The 16,346-nt window shown below is 59.4% G+C and carries 16 protein-coding genes; 3 read left to right on the top strand and 13 right to left on the bottom strand.

Going from position 1 to position 16,346, the window contains the following annotated elements; translation table 11 throughout:
* Positions 1-127: 127 nt before the first annotated feature.
* Entirely contained in the window at positions 128-967 is an 840-nt protein-coding gene (locus tag PH603_RS03075; RefSeq protein ID WP_289504460.1) for a substrate-binding periplasmic protein, read from the top strand.
* Between the two features lie 55 nt (positions 968-1,022).
* Here the strand turns inward: PH603_RS03075 and PH603_RS03070 are convergent, their stop codons facing one another.
* The 4 genes from PH603_RS03070 to PH603_RS03055 form a co-directional block, all read right to left on the bottom strand.
* Positions 1,023-2,261: a methyl-accepting chemotaxis protein gene (locus PH603_RS03070; protein ID WP_289504459.1), complete on the bottom strand. Its 1,239-nt coding sequence runs from the start codon at positions 2,259-2,261 to the stop codon at positions 1,023-1,025.
* Positions 2,261-2,788 (bottom strand): PAS domain-containing protein, encoded by a 528-nt coding sequence (locus PH603_RS03065; protein WP_289504458.1) that lies wholly within the window; start codon positions 2,786-2,788, stop codon positions 2,261-2,263. The genes PH603_RS03070 and PH603_RS03065 overlap by 1 nt, the downstream gene beginning before the upstream one ends.
* Before the next feature lie 278 nt (positions 2,789-3,066).
* On the bottom strand, positions 3,067-3,480 hold the full coding sequence (locus PH603_RS03060; protein WP_289504457.1) for a GFA family protein: 414 nt from the start codon (positions 3,478-3,480) through the stop codon (positions 3,067-3,069).
* Between the two features lie 27 nt (positions 3,481-3,507).
* The gene (locus PH603_RS03055; RefSeq protein ID WP_289504456.1) at positions 3,508-3,939 is read right to left on the bottom strand and encodes a MarR family winged helix-turn-helix transcriptional regulator; all 432 of its coding nucleotides are present in this window, start codon (positions 3,937-3,939) and stop codon (positions 3,508-3,510) included.
* 81 nt (positions 3,940-4,020) lie between these two features.
* On the opposite strand from PH603_RS03055, the gene PH603_RS03050 reads away from it, so the two are divergent.
* Complete coding sequence (locus tag PH603_RS03050; RefSeq protein WP_289504455.1) at positions 4,021-5,394, top strand: MFS transporter; 1,374 nt, start codon at positions 4,021-4,023, stop codon at positions 5,392-5,394.
* 35 nt (positions 5,395-5,429) lie between these two features.
* On the opposite strand, the gene PH603_RS03045 is transcribed toward PH603_RS03050, so the two are convergent.
* The 5 genes from PH603_RS03045 to PH603_RS03025 all read right to left on the bottom strand — a co-directional run bounded on the left by PH603_RS03045 (position 5,430) and on the right by PH603_RS03025 (position 9,820).
* Complete coding sequence (locus PH603_RS03045; RefSeq protein ID WP_289504454.1) at positions 5,430-7,427, bottom strand: C1 family peptidase; 1,998 nt, start codon at positions 7,425-7,427, stop codon at positions 5,430-5,432.
* A 193-nt stretch (positions 7,428-7,620) separates the two neighbouring features.
* Positions 7,621-8,271 (bottom strand): superoxide dismutase, encoded by a 651-nt coding sequence (locus tag PH603_RS03040; protein ID WP_289504453.1) that lies wholly within the window; start codon positions 8,269-8,271, stop codon positions 7,621-7,623.
* A 251-nt stretch (positions 8,272-8,522) separates the two neighbouring features.
* Positions 8,523-9,044 carry a P-loop NTPase family protein gene (locus tag PH603_RS03035; RefSeq protein ID WP_289504452.1) on the bottom strand — a complete coding sequence of 174 codons (522 nt, stop codon included), beginning with the start codon at positions 9,042-9,044 and terminating at the stop codon, positions 8,523-8,525.
* 93 nt (positions 9,045-9,137) lie between these two features.
* Positions 9,138-9,491, bottom strand: a complete 354-nt coding sequence (locus PH603_RS03030) for an antibiotic biosynthesis monooxygenase family protein (protein WP_289504451.1) — start codon at positions 9,489-9,491, stop codon at positions 9,138-9,140.
* Complete coding sequence (locus tag PH603_RS03025; RefSeq protein ID WP_289504450.1) at positions 9,488-9,820, bottom strand: NIPSNAP family protein; 333 nt, start codon at positions 9,818-9,820, stop codon at positions 9,488-9,490. Before PH603_RS03025 ends, PH603_RS03030 begins: the two co-directional genes overlap by 4 nt.
* Positions 9,821-9,896: 76 nt before the next feature.
* Between PH603_RS03025 and PH603_RS03020 the strand changes: the two genes are divergently transcribed.
* Positions 9,897-10,577: an ArsR/SmtB family transcription factor gene (locus PH603_RS03020; protein WP_289504449.1), complete on the top strand. Its 681-nt coding sequence runs from the start codon at positions 9,897-9,899 to the stop codon at positions 10,575-10,577.
* Positions 10,578-10,630: 53 nt separating this feature from the next.
* Here PH603_RS03020 and PH603_RS03015 read toward each other — a convergent pair whose 3' ends face one another.
* The 4 genes from PH603_RS03015 to PH603_RS03000 form a co-directional block, all read right to left on the bottom strand.
* Positions 10,631-12,532, bottom strand: a complete 1,902-nt coding sequence (locus PH603_RS03015; RefSeq protein ID WP_289504448.1) for a methyl-accepting chemotaxis protein — start codon at positions 12,530-12,532, stop codon at positions 10,631-10,633.
* 96 nt (positions 12,533-12,628) lie between these two features.
* On the bottom strand, positions 12,629-13,120 hold the full coding sequence (locus tag PH603_RS03010; protein WP_289504447.1) for an RrF2 family transcriptional regulator: 492 nt from the start codon (positions 13,118-13,120) through the stop codon (positions 12,629-12,631).
* Positions 13,120-13,599, bottom strand: coding sequence for a carboxymuconolactone decarboxylase family protein (locus PH603_RS03005; protein WP_289504446.1), 480 nt, complete (start codon positions 13,597-13,599; stop codon positions 13,120-13,122). Before PH603_RS03005 ends, PH603_RS03010 begins: the two co-directional genes overlap by 1 nt.
* A gap of 184 nt (positions 13,600-13,783) precedes the next feature.
* Entirely contained in the window at positions 13,784-16,159 is a 2,376-nt protein-coding gene (locus tag PH603_RS03000) for a TonB-dependent receptor (RefSeq protein ID WP_289505660.1), read from the bottom strand.
* Positions 16,160-16,346: the final 187 nt, after the last annotated feature.

Genomic DNA, 16,346 nt, shown 5'->3' with positions numbered 1-16,346 from the left:
ACCGAAGGTGCCGTGGCCTTTCGCTTCAGAGGGGGCCGTTACCTTGCAATAATTGGAATTATTTGCCAAAATTTCGGCAAATCTATTGGGGTCGAGAAATCAAACCACAGCCTTATGCGGAGCGGACATGGTGGCTCTTCGTGATTTCTTTTCTCGCTACACGTATGCGGCGCTCGCCCTTTCGTTTTTCTGCATCGCGGTTGTGCCTGTTCCTGCCTCAAACGCTTCCAGCGGCGAGCCGCGCCTTCAGATTGGCCTCTCCTCCAAAGCAGCACCCTATGTCATAGATTTCGTGGCACAAAAGGGCCTGGAGATTGAAATACTGAATATGGCCTTTGCCAAAATGGGCTTTGCGGCGGACTATCTCGATATGCCGCTCAATCGGCATCGACGCGTCTGGCAACAGACCAAGCTTGATGCCATCTCGGCATGGAATATCGCCGAAGGGCTTGAATGCCACCAATCCTTGCCCTATCGCCACTGGCGGGATGCGCTTTTCGTTGCAGCGAACCCTGAAAATCCGAAGCCCCACACGCCTTCGAACCTGCAAAGCAGCCGCATCGGGATTTTCCGGGGTGCCCTGAAGGCATTGCCTGAACTGGCTGACGAGAACTGGGACTTCCAGCAGGTCTCGGAGGTCAGCACCCTCGAAAGCGCCGTGCGGATGCTGGAGAACGGCAGGCTTGATGCCTTTGTCGGGGATCACACCGGCATTTCCTATTTTTTGCAGCAGCCGCAAGAGCGCAATACAGGCGGATACCGGGTTTCGCCCATCAAATTCTATCGCTCCCTGCCGCAATTCCTGTGCTTCAGGGACGCCGCGCATGCGAAAGCGTTCGACACGGCCATCTCCGGCTTGCTGGCCGATCCAGCAGAACCGCTGGCTTCTATCCCCCGGAAGTACGGCATCGAAGCCCACTTCCTGCTGCCCTTCGATCCCAACAATCCCACGCCGCAACAGCCATGAAAAAGCCCGCCAGAAGGCGAGCTTTCTGTTTTTGACAGCTCAGCATCCGTGTCCTTCACATCTCGGAGATCGACCGGATGAACGCTTCCGATTTGCTGTTGAGGTTTGTCACCTCCACCTGCATATGCTCAGCCGCCTGACGTACTTCCATGGCGCGGCGCATGGCCCGTCCTACGGTATCATTCACCGCTGCGATGCTGCGGGACACTTCGGCTGTACCCTGTGATGCTTCCTGAATATTGCGGCTGATTTCCATCGTGGCAGCGCTCTGCTCTTCGGTCGCCGAAGCGATTGCCCCGGCAATCTCGTTGAGCGAGGTGATCAGCGACCTGATCTTTTCGACCGCATCGACGGAAACCGTCGTCTTGGTCTGGATTTCCTTGACCTTCGAGGCAATATCCTTTGTCGCATTGGCGGTCTGACCAGCAAGTGACTTGACCTCCGAGGCCACAACGGCAAAGCCCTTCCCCGCGTCGCCGGCACGCGCCGCCTCGATCGTTGCATTAAGGGCAAGCAGGTTGGTCTGATCTGCAATGTCATTGATCAGGCTGACCACCTGGCCGATTGAGGTCGAGGCCTCGTTCAGGAGACTGATGGTGGTTGATGCACCGTTCGCCTCATGCTCGGCGAGGCCGGTCTTCTGCGATGACGCGCTGACCTGCTGGGCGATTTCTTCCACCGAAGCCGTCAGTTGTTCTGCTGCCGCAGCGACGGTTTGAACGTTGACGGTTGCCTGCTCGGCCGCCGAGGCAACCGTTGTTGCCTGTGTCTGGTTATTGTTGGAATGTTCGATCAGTCGGGCGGCAGCTTCCGATGTTTGTCGGGCACTGCTGGCAAGGGCAGAGACAATGCTGAGCACGTCTTGCTCGAACGCCTTGCTGATATCGCTGACGAATTGCTTCTTGGCGCGGTCGGCTTCTTTCATCTTGGCGGATGCAACGTTGATGATCTCGGCGCCGCGCCCAAAATCACCAAGAATGCCTTGCGTAAGGAAGACCCGGTAAAATTGCTTCTCAAGCGCCGCGTTCAAGGCCTCACCTGCTTCCCGCACAAACGCGTCTGCCATATCGAGCGCATGATTGAAGGCGGCAAGCGTCTCTGTCAGGTCACCGAAATCGTCCCAATGGACAATACGCGCAGAGAGATCGCCCTTGGCAGCCCGAGCCGCGACCGAGCGAACTTCGGCGAAAGCATCACGGTAAAGTCGGTTTTCTTCGCGCAGGGCTGCGAGTTCCGCCTTCAGGGCTGCAAGCTCTTCACCGTTAAAAGACGTTTTGTTGAAGGAAAACATCATTATTCCCCTGTCGACCAGATGAACTTGGAATAGGAAACCTGCTTCTCGGCCAGCATGTCCGTCAGATACTGATAACTGGCGGCGAGGCCGTCCTTGGGGTTCGAATGCTTCCGTTCTTCATCCAGAAGACGCTGATACAGGGGTTCGATGTCGCTGATACCTTTGCGGGATGGGCATCGCCTGTTGGAATGGAAGCCACTGATACTGCCATCCGGCGCAAAACTGGGGGTAACATGGGCAATGACCCAGTAATAACGACCCGTTGCCGACATGTTCTTCACATAGGCGAAGATCTCGTTCCCGCCTTTGATGGTTTCCCACAAAAGCTTGAACACCGCGCGCGGCATATCGGGATGGCGGATAATAGCGTGCGGCTTGCCAATCACATCGTGCGTCGACATTTCAGCGACACGGCAAAAAACATCGTTGGCATAGGTCAGATAACCGCGAGTGTCGGTTTTGGAGACGATGATTTCATCGACGCCGAACTTGATTTCTTCGTTAAGGGGGGAGGGGCGATCAAACATTGGCGAATCCTGTCGAATTCTCAAGAATCATATCTTGATCGTCCCAGAATGGCACGCACACACTAATAAATTGTTATTAGTGTGTTCCTTGTTCCGGAGTCTTCGCAAGAATTGTCGCAGGGAGAAGATGGGGCGACCGGCTTTGTATCGCCCAATTGGGGGCCAATTGGACATCTCTTGGCCAATAATAGGCGGAAATAGTTTAAATAGACCTTAGTGCGACCATTTTTTTGTAACCGTTACGGAACAGGGCTGATGCTGCGGAACGTGTATCGGCCTCAGCTACTTATGAACGCCTCAGGATGTTGCTTGGCCTCATCATTGATCTCGTCCCACGGCGCTTTGGAGCCAACCCATATATGATGGGCCACTTTCAGTTTCTCGGCGCCGCCTGCAATCAGTCCGGCAGGAATGAACACGGTTGAAGGATCATTGGTGCCAGGGAGCGCCGATCCGCATGTCTTGCAGAACGAGCTTTGCCAGTCCGCATCCGGCTTAGACCATGATCCGATCTGATCCTGCCCCCGCACCCAGCGGAAAGTCGCTTTCGGCACAACCACCACCGCGACACCAGCGTGCCCGGTCCACCGGCGGCAGATCGAACAGTGGCACATATAGATGTCCCTGATGGCGCCTTCGATCTCGAAGGCGACCGCGCCGCAATTGCAATATCCCTTTGCTGTATCTTTCATGTCAGCCCCCCTTCGCTTCACATGCTATTACGCCGTATTGGCCCCAAATGGCTCCACCCGACCGAGGAGACCGGCGATCATTGCCGCTTCTGATTCCTCGAGGCCGTTGAAGAAGGCCGCCGCCATTTCACCCTTCAGACTGGCAATTTCACCCGCCGCTGCGCTGCCTTTTGCGGTGATCTGCACAAAGTTGGCGCGCTTGTCTTTCGCATCCTTCTGCCGCGCTACATAGTCGCGCGCCTCCAGCGCTTTTAGGGCCCGCCCCACATTACTGCGATCGATATAAAGCTGGCCTGCGAGGGCATCCTGCGTCGCCCGGCCACCCGCCTGGGTCAGAAGCGTCAGGAGACGCGCTTCCGTGTGATTGAGCCCGAGCCGCGCAAAATAGTCTTCCGCCATGCGGTAGCGCTGCCGCCCAAGCTGCCCGAGCCGATCAAAAAGGGCCAGATATCCATTCATTCCGTTCATCCACTTGACTCTCTGCTTCCTGTTGAATATATGCATGCGCACGCATATATTCAACAGGAATTGGTGAATTCCATGAACAACAGTGCAACAATAGGCCTTGAAGGCCCCGATGCCATGCCTGCCGCCCCCTCAGGCAACGCAAAGCTAGCACTCGTCAGCCTTTCCCTTTCGATGCTCATCGCGGCCGTGGGCACCGGTATTGTCAATGTGGCCTTGCCGACCCTGACCGAAGCGTTCGGTGCCACCTTTGATACAGCCCAGTGGATTGTTCTCGCCTATCTCCTGTCGATGACCGCCTTCATGGCCGGGGTTGGGCGGCTCGGCGACATGATGGACCGGCGCCGCCTGCTGATGGGCGGCATCCTTCTTTACATGCTGGCGTCGGCCCTTTGCGCCGCTGCGCCGTCAACCCACTGGCTTCTTGCCGCGCGCGTGGCGCAGGGGGTCGGGGCGGCGGTCATGATGGCCATGACAATGGCGCTTGTCGGGGCCGCGGTGCCGAAGGAACGCGCCGGCGCAGCGATGGGCCTCCTCGCGACCATGTCGGCGGCGGGCACCACGCTTGGCCCCACGCTTGGCGGTTTCATGGTCTCAGCTTTCGGCTGGCCGTCGATCTTTCTGGTCAATCTCCCCCTCGGTGTCGCCGCGCTCGCCCTGATCGCGCGCAGCGTACCCGCCGAAGCCCCTGCATCCCGGTTCGACCCTCGCCAATTCGATACGGTCGGCACCCTCCTCCTCGCCGCTGTCCTTGCGGCCTATGCGCTGGCCATGACCGGCGCCGGGGGTTCCGCCCTCGTGAACGCTGGCCTTGTGGGTGCGGCGGTCGCGGGCGGGTTAGTTTTTGTCCGGTTCGAGAGGAAGACGGCACACCCGCTGATCCGCCCCGGCCTGTTCCGGAACCCGGTTTTGAGCGCCGGCCTTGTGATGAATTGCCTCGTCTCCGCCATCATGATGGCATCGCTTGTGGTCGGCCCCTTCTATCTGGCGCACGGCCTTGGCCTCGATACAGCGTCGGTTGGCCTCGTGATGTCTGCCGGGCCACTGATGGTCGCGCTTGCCGGTGTGCCGGCAGGGCGCGCAGCTGACAGGTTCGGTGTCCGCCGCAGCCAGATCGGGGGGCTGACCCTGATGACGGCTGGCGCCCTCGCCCTTGCCACGGCGCCTGCGTCGCTTGGGGTCCCCGGCTATATCGGCCCGCTGATGGCCGTCACGCTCGGCTATGCTTTCTTCCACACCGCCAACAATACGATGGTCATGCAGGAGGCCGCCGCCGACCAGCGCGGCATGACCTCGGCCCTTCTCAATCTCTCCCGCAGCCTCGGCTTCATTACAGGCGCCGCGGTCCTCGGGTCGGTGTTCGCGGCAGGCGGCCTGCAGACGACCTTCCTTGTGGCAACCCTCTTCGCTGCCCTTGCTGCCCTGATCGCGGTGCGCAAGCCAGCCTGAAGGGCGAGTTGGAGGGGCCCGCGCTGGCTATACCCTCAGTCGCTCAGTCGTTCGCGCATTGAGCGGCGGGAGGAGGCAGAGCGGGCGAAGCTGACGGTCCCGTGGAAGCCTTTCTTGGCGGCCAGAATGCGCGCAAGCGTCGCCTTCACGGTGAAGCGGTCGTCATCGAAATCGCCGTGATGCTGGGCTTCCGAGGCATAAGGATCGCCTTCCGGCAAGCCGGCCGGTGAGCGGATCCATTCGTGTACGGCCTTCTTGCCCTTGAACAGGGCCTTGATCGCCTTGTCTTTCTCGACAAATTTTTCCATGCCGAGGATCGCTTCGCCGTCCGGCCGGAAAATCGGAATCCGGAACCGTTCCTCGAAGGCGTTGGAGACAAGATAGAGCAGCGACTTGTTATAGATCTTGGCGCAATTGTCATTCTGCTCGGTCTGGTCGGTCAGCGTGAAAAGGGTGAAGCGTTCGATCTTCCCGCTGTCTATCGCCGGCAGATAATGTTTCTTGAACAGCGCCGTCGTGCAGGCCGGCGCCCACAGGGTGCAGGTGGCGACGGGCAGGCCAAGCGTCTTCGTCCAGTATTCGACGAAGCGGGCGAAGAAAATGCTGCCGGCGCTGTGGGCCACCAGATGCAGCTCGATATCCTTGTCGGCAGCCAGGAGATCGGCAAGTTGCCGCGCCGCGCCGTCCCCCGGCTTGCGCAGGGTCGCGAGCTCGGCATTCTCCTTCATTTCGTTCCAGACGGCTTTTCCGCCGAGCGTGCGAGCGGCCGGCTCAAGGAGATCGTCCAGCCGGTCGAGCATGAAATTCCGGCTGTCGTCGATGAAGCCTTCGGGCCGCCGCTGACGATTGGCATCCGCGAGGATATTGCGCACCGTGGTCCAGAAATCGGTCTTCCAGATGAAGGCAAGCGGATAGCATTCGGCCCCGAGCATGGCGGCACGGTAATCATTGACCCGCTGCAAGGCGTTCGATTTGCCCACAAGGCCGCCATGGGCATAAAGGACAATACGCCGCTTGGACCAGCCCTTGGTCAGACGGGGGATGTCACCCCGCACGATTTCGGCCAGCGTTTCGGGCGTTGTGCCGATATCCCCTTTGGGGTCAAGCTTGCCGTCATTACCGACATTGATGACATGCGGGCGCAACTCGCTGAGGGCGAGCGCCGGAATCTGGGCCGCACCGTGCGCCAGGCTGCTGACAGCATCGACCGCACCACGCCGAGTGGGCACCGCAAGCCGGGCCGCCCACACATCGCTGCCGTTCGCCAGCCAGTCTTCATAGGAAATCCGGGCAAAGCCTTTCTTGCCCCATTTGGTGCCCCATGAATTCTGGATCCAAAGCCCTTCTTCGTCATAAGCAACAATGGCGAAGGCGTGCCCGCCGATCATGTTGCCGCCCGGATAGGCAATCACCCCGTCCTTGCCGACCCGTTGCCAGCCCTGATGCACGGCGGCACTGGCATAAAGGATGCCCGCTTCCGTGATCGCGCAGTGCATGGCCACAAGATCCTGATGATTGACCCTGAAATAGGCGCCGAGCGGCCGGCGCGAGGCATCGGTGGCGATTGCATGGTTCACAACCGCCGCTTCGCCAAGCGACTTGGGCCACAGTTTGGTGTCGCACACGCCGTGCTTGAACCATCCCTTGATGGCGCCCCGGCAGCTGGAGCCGCTGTAGTTTTCACCGGCCCATTCATCGTACCGACGGGCCATGTCATAGAGCATGTTGGGGCTGACCATATCTTCGGAGCGTTCAACCTTGCGGGTGCGCAGCAGATAGTGAACCATCGTGGCAAGCCCGAAGCCGGTGCAGGCGCCTTCGCGGCCCTGATCAAGGATCGGCACACCGGCGCTGCAATAATCATCGAGGGTTCGTCGAAGCGGCACTTCAACGAGTGTCGGTTCGAACATGCGGTCCCGGAAATCAAGCGTGTCCGGGCGTACGCTCAGGACGCGCACGTCTTCCGCCGCGGTAAGCGTCGGGCTGCTGATTTCCTTGTTGCTGGCTACTGACGAACGAGGGCGAGCGGTCATGCCGGGGCCTCCCTTGGATTGCGGAATACCGGAACACTTGTCGTCACGCTGAAACTGTCGGCTGTAAAGAAACCGGGAATCTACTGCTGGCGCCCGAAAATATCAATCAATAGTAGATTGACGCCGCCAGCGCATCCCCAAGAAAAAAGGCCCGCCAGATTGGGCGGGCCTCTTCTCGGATAGGTCTTGTCGCTTATTTCGGCGCGGGGTAGCGCCAGCCTTCGCCGCCTTCGATTGCGGCGGCAAATTGCCGGGCCGCGAAATCCCAGTTGGCGAGCTTGTCGAACCAGTTGCCGAGCCACGTCGGGCGGTCCTGGCGGTAGTCGATATAGTAGGCATGTTCCCACACGTCGCAGGCCAGAAGGGCGGTCACACCGTCTTCCAGAATCGGCAGGCCGGCATCATGGGTCGAGACGACCTCAAGCTTGCCAGCGCGCACAATGAGCCACGCCCAACCGGAGCCGAAATGGCCGACGCCTTCAGCCACGAAGCGCTTTTTCAGCTCTTCCACGCTACCGAAAGCCGCGTTGATGGCATCAAGAAGCGCACCGGCAGGTGCGGTTGCCTTGGGGCTCATGCTTTCCCAGAAGAAGGCATGGTTCCAGGCCTGTGCCGCGTTATTGAAGACCGGCTTGTCGCCCTTGGCATGCGCGTCTTTCGTCACCTGCTCGATCGAGGTGGCGGTCAGGCCCTTGTCGGCGATGAAGCCGTTCAGCACCGTCACATAGCGGGCATGGTGTTTGCCGTGGTGAACCTGCAGCGTTTCTTCCGAAAGCGCGGGCGCGAGGTCTGCGTGGCCGTAGGGGAGCGGCGGCAGTTCGAAGGTCGGGGTCTGGTCGGTCATTTTCGAAATCTCCTTCACAGGATGGGGCAACAGTGAAAAAGGCATGCGCCGAACCCGTTGCAGGAACGGCAGCCTGAAGGCGAATGCGGGGAAAACGGCGGGGCGCCGTCAGTCCGCACGGCAAGAGCGGGGAGGTGCTTCATGCCGGCGCGCGCACTGTGGGACAGGTGCGCGCCGAAGGCAACTCAATGTTATTTGAAGAGATAATCAGGAAATCTGTCACGAATGGGGCGCAGGATGCCCCACCCGCCTTAAAGGACTGCCCTGATCATCGCCGCCGCTTCTTCGGGCGGCACACGGGCGGTATCGATCGTCAGGTCCGGCGTCGGCATCGCGCGTTCGCAGGCCGTGAATTCGTCCTGCAACGCCTTCAACAGCACTACATCCCGAAGTTTTCCAAACTTCGCGCGGTCGGCATTGTCGACCCGGGCAACCTGTTCCTCACGCGACAGGGTGAGATGCACGAATGTGACCTTTCCGCCCGCTCCGCGCACCAGATCGGCGACACGCCCTGCAAAATCGGGGGCGACGGAGCCTTCCGGCTGGAAGGTGAAGATCAGCGAGCGTTCCTCGCGCGCTGCCGCCTCAAAGCTTTTCATCCAGAAATCCTCACGCAGGCGCACGAAGCTTTCGCTGCCAAAGGGGAAGACGGCCGCAACCGCATCCACCACCAGATGATTATGGAAAAGCGCATAGCCGGTTTCCGCCGCCAGAAGCCTGGCAACGGTATATTTTCCTGCCGCCGGGGGGCCGTAGAGAAAAACCAGATGCATAGGGAGCGTTCCTTCATACCGAGCCATGAAGGAACAATAGACCGATGGTTCCGTCTTTGTCACCCGTCCGGCAGATGGCATATTCAGGCCGACTTAGCCATGTTCGCCGTGGGCCTCCCGGCTGTCGTCGGGGGCCTCCGTCCGGTCGTTCAGGCCGTAATCGCGCACCACGTGAGCGATCCGCAGCCGGTAGTCATCAAATACATGGTGCCGCCCGACCGCCTGCGCCTTGCGGTGCGCGACCGTCCGTCGCCATGCCTGGATGGCTTCCTCGTCCCGCCAGAAAGACAGGGACAGAACCTTGCCCGGCGTCGTGATGCTTTCGAACCGCTCGATTGAGATGAAGCCATCGATTTCATCAAGAAGCGGGCGCAACTGACCTGCCAGATCGAAATATTCGTGCGTGTGGGCGTCGCTCGCCACAGCTTCAAAAAGGACGGCGATCATTGCACGCCTCCCTTCACCCCGTGAGGCGCAGAAGCAAGCTTCAGGAACAGTCTGTCCTCCCGCCGGATGAAACCTTCGGCTCGCGCAAACTCGTAATTTTCCCGCCCTGCGGGATCGGCCGCAAGCCGGGTTTTGTAGGCCTCGTAATCGGCGAGCGACGGGAGGGAATAGACCCCGTATGCCACGGTGGTCGAGCCCTCGTGCGGCGCAAAATAGCCGATGAGGTCGGCCCCGCAACGCGGGATCGCCTCGCCCCAGCCACGGGCATAACGTTCAAACAGATCCTTTCGGAACGGATCAATCTCGTAGCGGATGAAACAGGTTATCATGGGCACATCTCCTTGCCGGATGGTGATGCCCTTCTAACCGATTGCGCAGACATAATGGTTCGATTAGGGTCGAACTATGAAAGAAGGCCCCGACATTTCCCGGATTGCTGCCCTCGTTGGCGACCCCGCCCGCGGCAATATGCTGAACGCCCTGATGGACGGTCGTGCGCTGACGGCCGGTGAGTTGGCCATCGAGGCCGGCATCACCAAGCAGACGGCGAGTTCACATCTTGCCCGGCTGATGGAGGGGCGCCTGATCGAGCGCGAGGTACAGGGAAGGCACCATTATTACCGGCTGGCCGGTCGCGACGTTGCCGCCCTCCTTGAAGCGCTGATGCGAGTTGCAGACACAAGTGGCACCGGCAAGCGCACCCGCACAGGCCCCACGGACGCTGCCATGCGCAAAGCCCGCGTTTGTTACGACCATCTGGCAGGCGACATGGGTGTGGCGCTTCTCGACCGGATGATCGCTGACAAATGGCTGATGGACACGGGCGCCAGGCTCGTTATCTCATCCCGGGGATGGGAGCAACTGTCCGTCATTGGCCTCACTCCGGCAAGCCTGCCGAGGTCAAACCGCCCTGAATGCCGCACCTGTCTGGACTGGAGCGTGCGGCGCCATCATCTTGCAGGCAGCGCCGGCAAACTGATCCTCGACCAGTTCTTTGCGCTCGGCTGGGCGCAACGCCAGCCTGCAACACGGGCGATCATTTTTTCAGGCACTGGCGAGCGCCGGTTCAGGGAACTGATCGGCTAGAATCAAAAGGCGAGGCCAAAGCCCCGCCTTTTCTTTCAATATATTCCGGTGCGTCAGGCCGCTGCCTGCGACTGGACCTGCGTTTTGTCCTGCAAGGACCGATAAAGGTTCGTGCCTTCGGTCGCCAGTTCGTTCGACTGCGTGATTGCATCGGTGATCGCCCGGAGATTGGCCGCGAACTCTTCAACCGCGCCGGCAGCCACCTGCATGTTGCGGGAAATTTCCTGCGAGGTCGCAGCCTGTTCCTCAACCGCGCTCGAAACGCTCGTCACGCTGTTCTCGACATGGTTGACGCTTGTCCGGATGGCGGTCAGGCAGCCCACCACATCACGGCTGATACCCTGCATGCTGCCGATTTCTTCCGAAATCTGGGCCGTGGCACCCGCCACCTGATTGGCAAGCGATTTCACCTCGTTCGCGACCACCGCAAAACCACGGCCGGCATCGCCCGCGCGGGCCGATTCGATGGTGGCATTCAGGGCCAGCAGATTGATCTGCCCGGCGATATCCTCGATCACGCTGATGATATTGCCCATGGCTTCAGCCGCTTTCACGAGGCTGTCCGCATGCTCGTCCGCCGTCTGGGTTTCTTCCATCACACGAGTCACCTGCTCGCGGGAGCGGTCCATATTGATAGCGATCTCGCGGCTTGTTGCCTCGAACTCTTCTGTTGCTACCGCCACCGACTGAACGGTCGCCAGCGTCTGGTCGGACGCCGCCGACGCAGAGACCGACTGTTCGCTCGCATCGCTGACACTATCGAGGATTCTGGTCAGATTCTGATCCACAAGCGCTCCGACACGGCGGGTTTCAAGCCGCAGTTCCACCCGCTTTGTGATGTCCGTCGCAAACTTCACGACTTTGAAGGGGCGGCCTGTTGGATCGAGGATCGGATTATAGCTCGCCTGGATCCAGACATCCTTCCCGCCCTTGCCGACACGCTTGAATTCGCCTGCCTGGAACCGGCCAAAACGAAGCTGCTTCCACAATTCAGCATAAGCCGGCGTCTGAGCCTCACCCGGCTCCACGAACATGCGGTGGTGTTTGCCCTTGACCTCGGCAAGGCTGTAGCCAACCGCCTGCAGGAAGTTTTCGTTGGCGTCCAGAATATTGCCGTCAAGGTCGAAGCTGATCGCGGCCTGCGCCTTGCCGATAGCCTCGATCTGGCCTTTATAATCGGCGTTCCTCAGCACTTCTTCGGTCACATCCCAAGCATATTTCACCACCTTCACAACCCGGCCTTCAGGATCGAAGATCGGATTGTAGGTTGCCTGCAGCCAGATTTCCCGGCCTTCCTTTGCGATGCGGCGATACTGGCCGGCATCAAAGTTTCCGGCCGCCAGCTTTTCCCAGAAAGCGGCATAGTCCGATGTGCGTGCCTCTTCCGGGCACACGAACATGCGGTGTTGATGGCCGACAATTTCGTCGCGGGCATACCCCGTTGCCCTCAGGAAATTCTCGTTGGCATCGAGGATCGTGCCATCCGGCGCGAAGCTGATGACGGCCTGCGAGCGCGAGATAGCATCCAGCTGGCCTTTGGCATCGGCGCTTTCAAGCACATCGCGGGTCACGTCCATCGCGACCTTGACGATACGGATGACCTTGCCGCCTTTGTCTTTGACCGGGCAATAGGACGCCCTGATCCACACGGGATTGCCATCCTTGCCGATCCGTTTGAATTCGGCGACAGCGGCCTCGCCGCGCTTCAGGCCTTGCCAGAAGGATACATAATCTTCCGAGGCCGCATAGGCAGCCTCCAGAAAGATGCGATGATGCTTGCCGCGCACGTCATCCAGCCCGTACCCCATCAGGGTCAGGAAGCTGTCGTTCGCGGTGATGATTGTTCCATCAGGCTCAAATTCGATGGTCGCCAGAGCGTTCCGAATGGCCTCAAGGATAAAGCTGTCGTTGCCGGTCTTGTTGCCGGCGAGAGATAGTTCAGGGAAAGTAAACACACAAACCTCCACATCCCAACCATCTCGACCCCACAGGCACTATAATGGGCGTATGTTAAAATCTCGCTGAAATATGCCTAAAATCCAATCTATCTCTCAGCTGTGTGTTTGAACCCAGTCCGCAATGCGGTCCCGTGTTGCCTCATCCAGATCGGTGACCAGCGTTTTTCCAAGGTCCGCCAAGGTGGTAGCCTTCAGCCGGTCGCGCCACGCCTTGTCGGCTTCCCACATCACGCGCGCAATGGCGCAGGGGCGGCTTGCGGCAGCGCAATCGTCCGTTGGCACACAAGGGTTGTTGAAACGGATGTTGGTGCAGACGAAGGTGGAAGCCTTGCCTTCCACCGCTTCAACGATATCAAGGAAGCTGATCGCCTCGGGCGGCCGCGCCAGCCGGTAACCGCCGGACGGCCCCAGCGTGCTTTCCACCAGCCCGGCCTGCGACAAGGCCTGCAAGGCCTTGGACAGATATTCCTTCGGCACGCCGTGGAATTCCGCCAAAGCCTTGGTCGGCAGGTAGCGGTCGTCGGGCACCCCGGCAAGGATGCCGCAGCAATGGAGTGCCCATTCGACCTGGTTGCGAAGCTGCATCAGGCAAGGCCGGCCTTGTCGAGGCCGAACATCTTGTCGTTCGAACCCGGCACCGGGCGGAAGGCGATGCTGAGGCGATTCCAGCCGTTGACGGTCAGCACAATGAAGGTGAGATCGGAAATTTCCTTGTCGCTGAGGTGCGCACGCACGGCAGCAAAGGCTTCGTCGGAAACACCTTCAGGCGGCAGTTTGGTCAAGAGTTCGGCCCATTCCAGAATGGCGCGCTCACGCGGGGTGAAAAGGGGGGATTCCCGCCAGATCGCCAGGTGATGCAAGCGCAGTTCACGTTCGCCGTCGATTTTGGCTTCCTTGACGTGCATGTCCAGACAAAAGGCACAGCCATTGAGCTGCGACACACGAATATCGACAAGGTGACGCGCGCTTTCCTCGATCGAGCCGCCATGCTGGGCAGTGCTGAAATCGAGATAGCCTTTGGCGGTGCTGCCGGAGAGGGCGAAATAGTTGAGACGTGCTGACATGACTCGGGTCCTTTCTTGAGCAGCTCTGGTGATGAAGATCACTTATTAAGGATATTTTTTATCCTTATGGATATTTAATATCCTTAATAGAAATATGAGTCAAGCGCCGATGCATCCGCGCGCTGAAAAAGCAAAGACCCGCCGGGTTGGCGGGTCTTCGGTAGCTTGTTCTGGATGGGCCGGATCAGAAGCGATAACCGACCGAAACACCCCACCAACGCGGCTTGCCGTAGAAAAGCTGGTTGTAGCCGCCGGGTCCGGTGAAATCGAAGGTGTAAACCTTGTATTCCTTGTCGAACACATTCTTGGCGAAGGCTGCGAACTCCAGCCCCTTGTCTTCCATCCGATAGGCAAGACGCATGTCGACGAGCATATAGCCCTTCTGTTTCGAGATATCGCTGTTGGTGATATCGAAATAGTGGCTGCTTTGGTAATTGAAGCTCGCCGACGGGATGATCTCGTCACCGTTATCCATCGGGATCGTGTAGGCGATGAAGCCGTTTGCCGTAAATTTGGGCGCCAGCACCGCACGACGGTTATCGGCGGTTTCACCCTGAACAGTCACGCCGTCCACATCGGTATCGAGATAGCTGACACCCAGCTGGATATCGAGATTCTCGACCGGCCGCATGCCGATCTCCGCCTCGCCGCCATAAAACTTGGCCGACGCATTGGTGATGAACTGCGACAGCCCCTGGAAGGTCAGGGCCTGGAAGTCGTTATAGTCATAATAGAAGCCGGAGGCGTTGATGCGCAGGGCATTGTCAGATGACGTCCATTTCACACCGGTCTCGTAAGACGTCAGCACCTCGGGGTCGAACGCCACCTGATCGGAGGTCAGGAAGTCGGTCTGGTCGATGAAGCCGGCATTGAAGCCACCCGCCTTGAAGCCCTTGCTCCAGGTGACATAAAGAAGCGTCCGGTTATCCACCTGCCAGTCGAGCGAGACCTTGCCGATCACGTTATCGTCGTTGATCCGCGACGCATCGGCAGACACGACATCCGGGTCACCTGCGCCGAGGGCGGCTGCAAAGCCGTTCACATCGCCGGCATGAAGGCTCATGAAGTTTGCTTCGCCAAGGCCGGCGAGCAGATTGTTCAGGAGATACCCTTCAGGGGCGCGGTTGATATAATCGAAGTTCCGCTTTTCCTTGGTGTAACGGATACCTGCCGTCAGGTTCAGTTCTTCGGTCAGCAGATATTCAACCTGCGCGAATCCGGCGTAGGATTTGGTCTTCTGGGTATAGTCCACGTCATAATAGATGGCGGGAACAAGGCCCGGCCCCTTGTCGTAGCCCGGCGTGAAGGCCTCCAGCGCGCCGCCAAAAACAGCAGGATCGCTATCCAGAAGTGCCGCGAAGTCACCGCGCCAGTATACCGGCAAGTCATTCGCGCTTTTCACTTTGGTATCGAGATAGAAGACACCAACCTGCCAGAAGCCCTTGTCATAGCGGCCCATCAGGCGCAGTTCGTTCGAAAGGGCGTCATTTTCCGACCGGAAGGTCGGCTCGATCCCCGGATTGGGGCCAACGTCCGTGTCTTCCTCGTGGAATTTCTCGGTATTCTGGTACGAGAAGGTGTTGGTGAGCTCGATCCCGCCGAAATCATGCTCGTAGGTGGCGTGAACGCCCTTCACCTCGATCTTCAGGTCGCCGTGGCGGTCATATTCGCCCGCATGCACGTCATCATCCGTGTCGGCATAGCAATAATTGTCGCGCGGCACATCGGTCGGGCAGAAGGGCAGGTTGTCAGCCCCCGTCGCACCAAGTGTCGCCTGATGCTGATACTGCGGCGCATCGGTCTTCGAGCGCGAATAGATGCCCTTCAGGTTGAGAAGGCCGTCATCGCCAACGTCGAACTCGATCTGGCCGCGGAGAGCGATGCTGTTGGCTTCGTTCGTGGTGGGCCCCATACGGTTTTCAACATAGCCGCCGTTGCGGCCATAGGCCGCCGCCAGACGCCCGCGCACGCCATCACCCAGCGCGCCGGAGATGGCCGATTTCACATTGAGGCTTTCGTAGGCGCCGCCTTCCACGTCGATATAGCCTTCGGTCTCTTCCGTCGGCTTGCGGGAGACAAACTTGATCAGGCCACCCGTGGCGTTACGTCCATAGATCGTGCCTTGCGGCCCGCGCAGCACTTCCACCCGTTCCACGTCAAAAAGCTGGAAGGTGAGGCCCGGCAGGGCCGCCTGATAGACATCATCCAGATAAACGGCAATCGGGCCTTCGTTATTGTCGTTGAAGTCATTGAGGCCCACACCGCGCAGCGTGAAGGACGGGTTGTTGCCCTCGCCCACCGGCGTGCCGACATTCAGGCCTGGCACCTGCGCCACAATCTGCGTGCTGTCGTTGAAGCCGAATTCCTTGAGCGCGTCGCCGCTGAATGCGGTCAGCGAAACGCCCACTTCCTGCATATTCTGCTCGCGCTTTTGCGCGGAGATAACGATTTCCTCAATGAGCTGCGCGTGCGCGGCGGGCGCCACCGCCACCAGCACTGCTACGGCCGATGACGCCAGCAATTGCCGCCTCAAGCCCGAATGCCCCTTTTCAATCTGCATCACGGTTACAAGCCTCCCTGGATTTTATATGTCGCGTGTCACTTCCCGCACTTCGGGTAACGCTCAAGCCTTCCTCTTGATAGTGCACGCCGCTTGTCAAATTCGGACATTTGAAGGGCCTGCATGTCGCTTCCCGCCCCGCAATTGGCAAAAAGGCCACATTTGTCATGCCGCGCACCTGCCCTAT

The sequence above is a fragment of the Gimibacter soli genome (genome assembly GCF_028463845.1).
GTDB lineage: Bacteria > Pseudomonadota > Alphaproteobacteria > Sphingomonadales > Kordiimonadaceae > Gimibacter > Gimibacter soli.
This window is presented reverse-complemented; position numbering and strand designations above follow the sequence as displayed.

What these genes read in the sequence shown, in the direction of transcription:
- PH603_RS03075 (WP_289504460.1), top strand. Translation starts at nt 128, where the DNA reads ATGGTGGCTCTTCGTGATTTCTTTTCTCGCTACACGTATGCGGCGCTC.
- PH603_RS03070 (WP_289504459.1), bottom strand. Translation starts at nt 2,261, where the DNA reads ATGATGTTTTCCTTCAACAAAACGTCTTTTAACGGTGAAGAGCTTGCA.
- PH603_RS03065 (WP_289504458.1), bottom strand. Translation starts at nt 2,788, where the DNA reads ATGTTTGATCGCCCCTCCCCCCTTAACGAAGAAATCAAGTTCGGCGTC.
- PH603_RS03060 (WP_289504457.1), bottom strand. Translation starts at nt 3,480, where the DNA reads ATGAAAGATACAGCAAAGGGATATTGCAATTGCGGCGCGGTCGCCTTC.
- PH603_RS03055 (WP_289504456.1), bottom strand. Translation starts at nt 3,939, where the DNA reads ATGAATGGATATCTGGCCCTTTTTGATCGGCTCGGGCAGCTTGGGCGG.
- PH603_RS03050 (WP_289504455.1), top strand. Translation starts at nt 4,021, where the DNA reads ATGAACAACAGTGCAACAATAGGCCTTGAAGGCCCCGATGCCATGCCT.
- PH603_RS03045 (WP_289504454.1), bottom strand. Translation starts at nt 7,427, where the DNA reads ATGACCGCTCGCCCTCGTTCGTCAGTAGCCAGCAACAAGGAAATCAGC.
- PH603_RS03040 (WP_289504453.1), bottom strand. Translation starts at nt 8,271, where the DNA reads ATGACCGACCAGACCCCGACCTTCGAACTGCCGCCGCTCCCCTACGGC.
- PH603_RS03035 (WP_289504452.1), bottom strand. Translation starts at nt 9,044, where the DNA reads ATGCATCTGGTTTTTCTCTACGGCCCCCCGGCGGCAGGAAAATATACC.
- PH603_RS03030 (WP_289504451.1), bottom strand. Translation starts at nt 9,491, where the DNA reads ATGATCGCCGTCCTTTTTGAAGCTGTGGCGAGCGACGCCCACACGCAC.
- PH603_RS03025 (WP_289504450.1), bottom strand. Translation starts at nt 9,820, where the DNA reads ATGATAACCTGTTTCATCCGCTACGAGATTGATCCGTTCCGAAAGGAT.
- PH603_RS03020 (WP_289504449.1), top strand. Translation starts at nt 9,897, where the DNA reads ATGAAAGAAGGCCCCGACATTTCCCGGATTGCTGCCCTCGTTGGCGAC.
- PH603_RS03010 (WP_289504447.1), bottom strand. Translation starts at nt 13,120, where the DNA reads ATGCAGCTTCGCAACCAGGTCGAATGGGCACTCCATTGCTGCGGCATC.
- PH603_RS03005 (WP_289504446.1), bottom strand. Translation starts at nt 13,599, where the DNA reads ATGTCAGCACGTCTCAACTATTTCGCCCTCTCCGGCAGCACCGCCAAA.
- PH603_RS03000 (WP_289505660.1), bottom strand. Translation starts at nt 16,159, where the DNA reads ATGCAGATTGAAAAGGGGCATTCGGGCTTGAGGCGGCAATTGCTGGCG.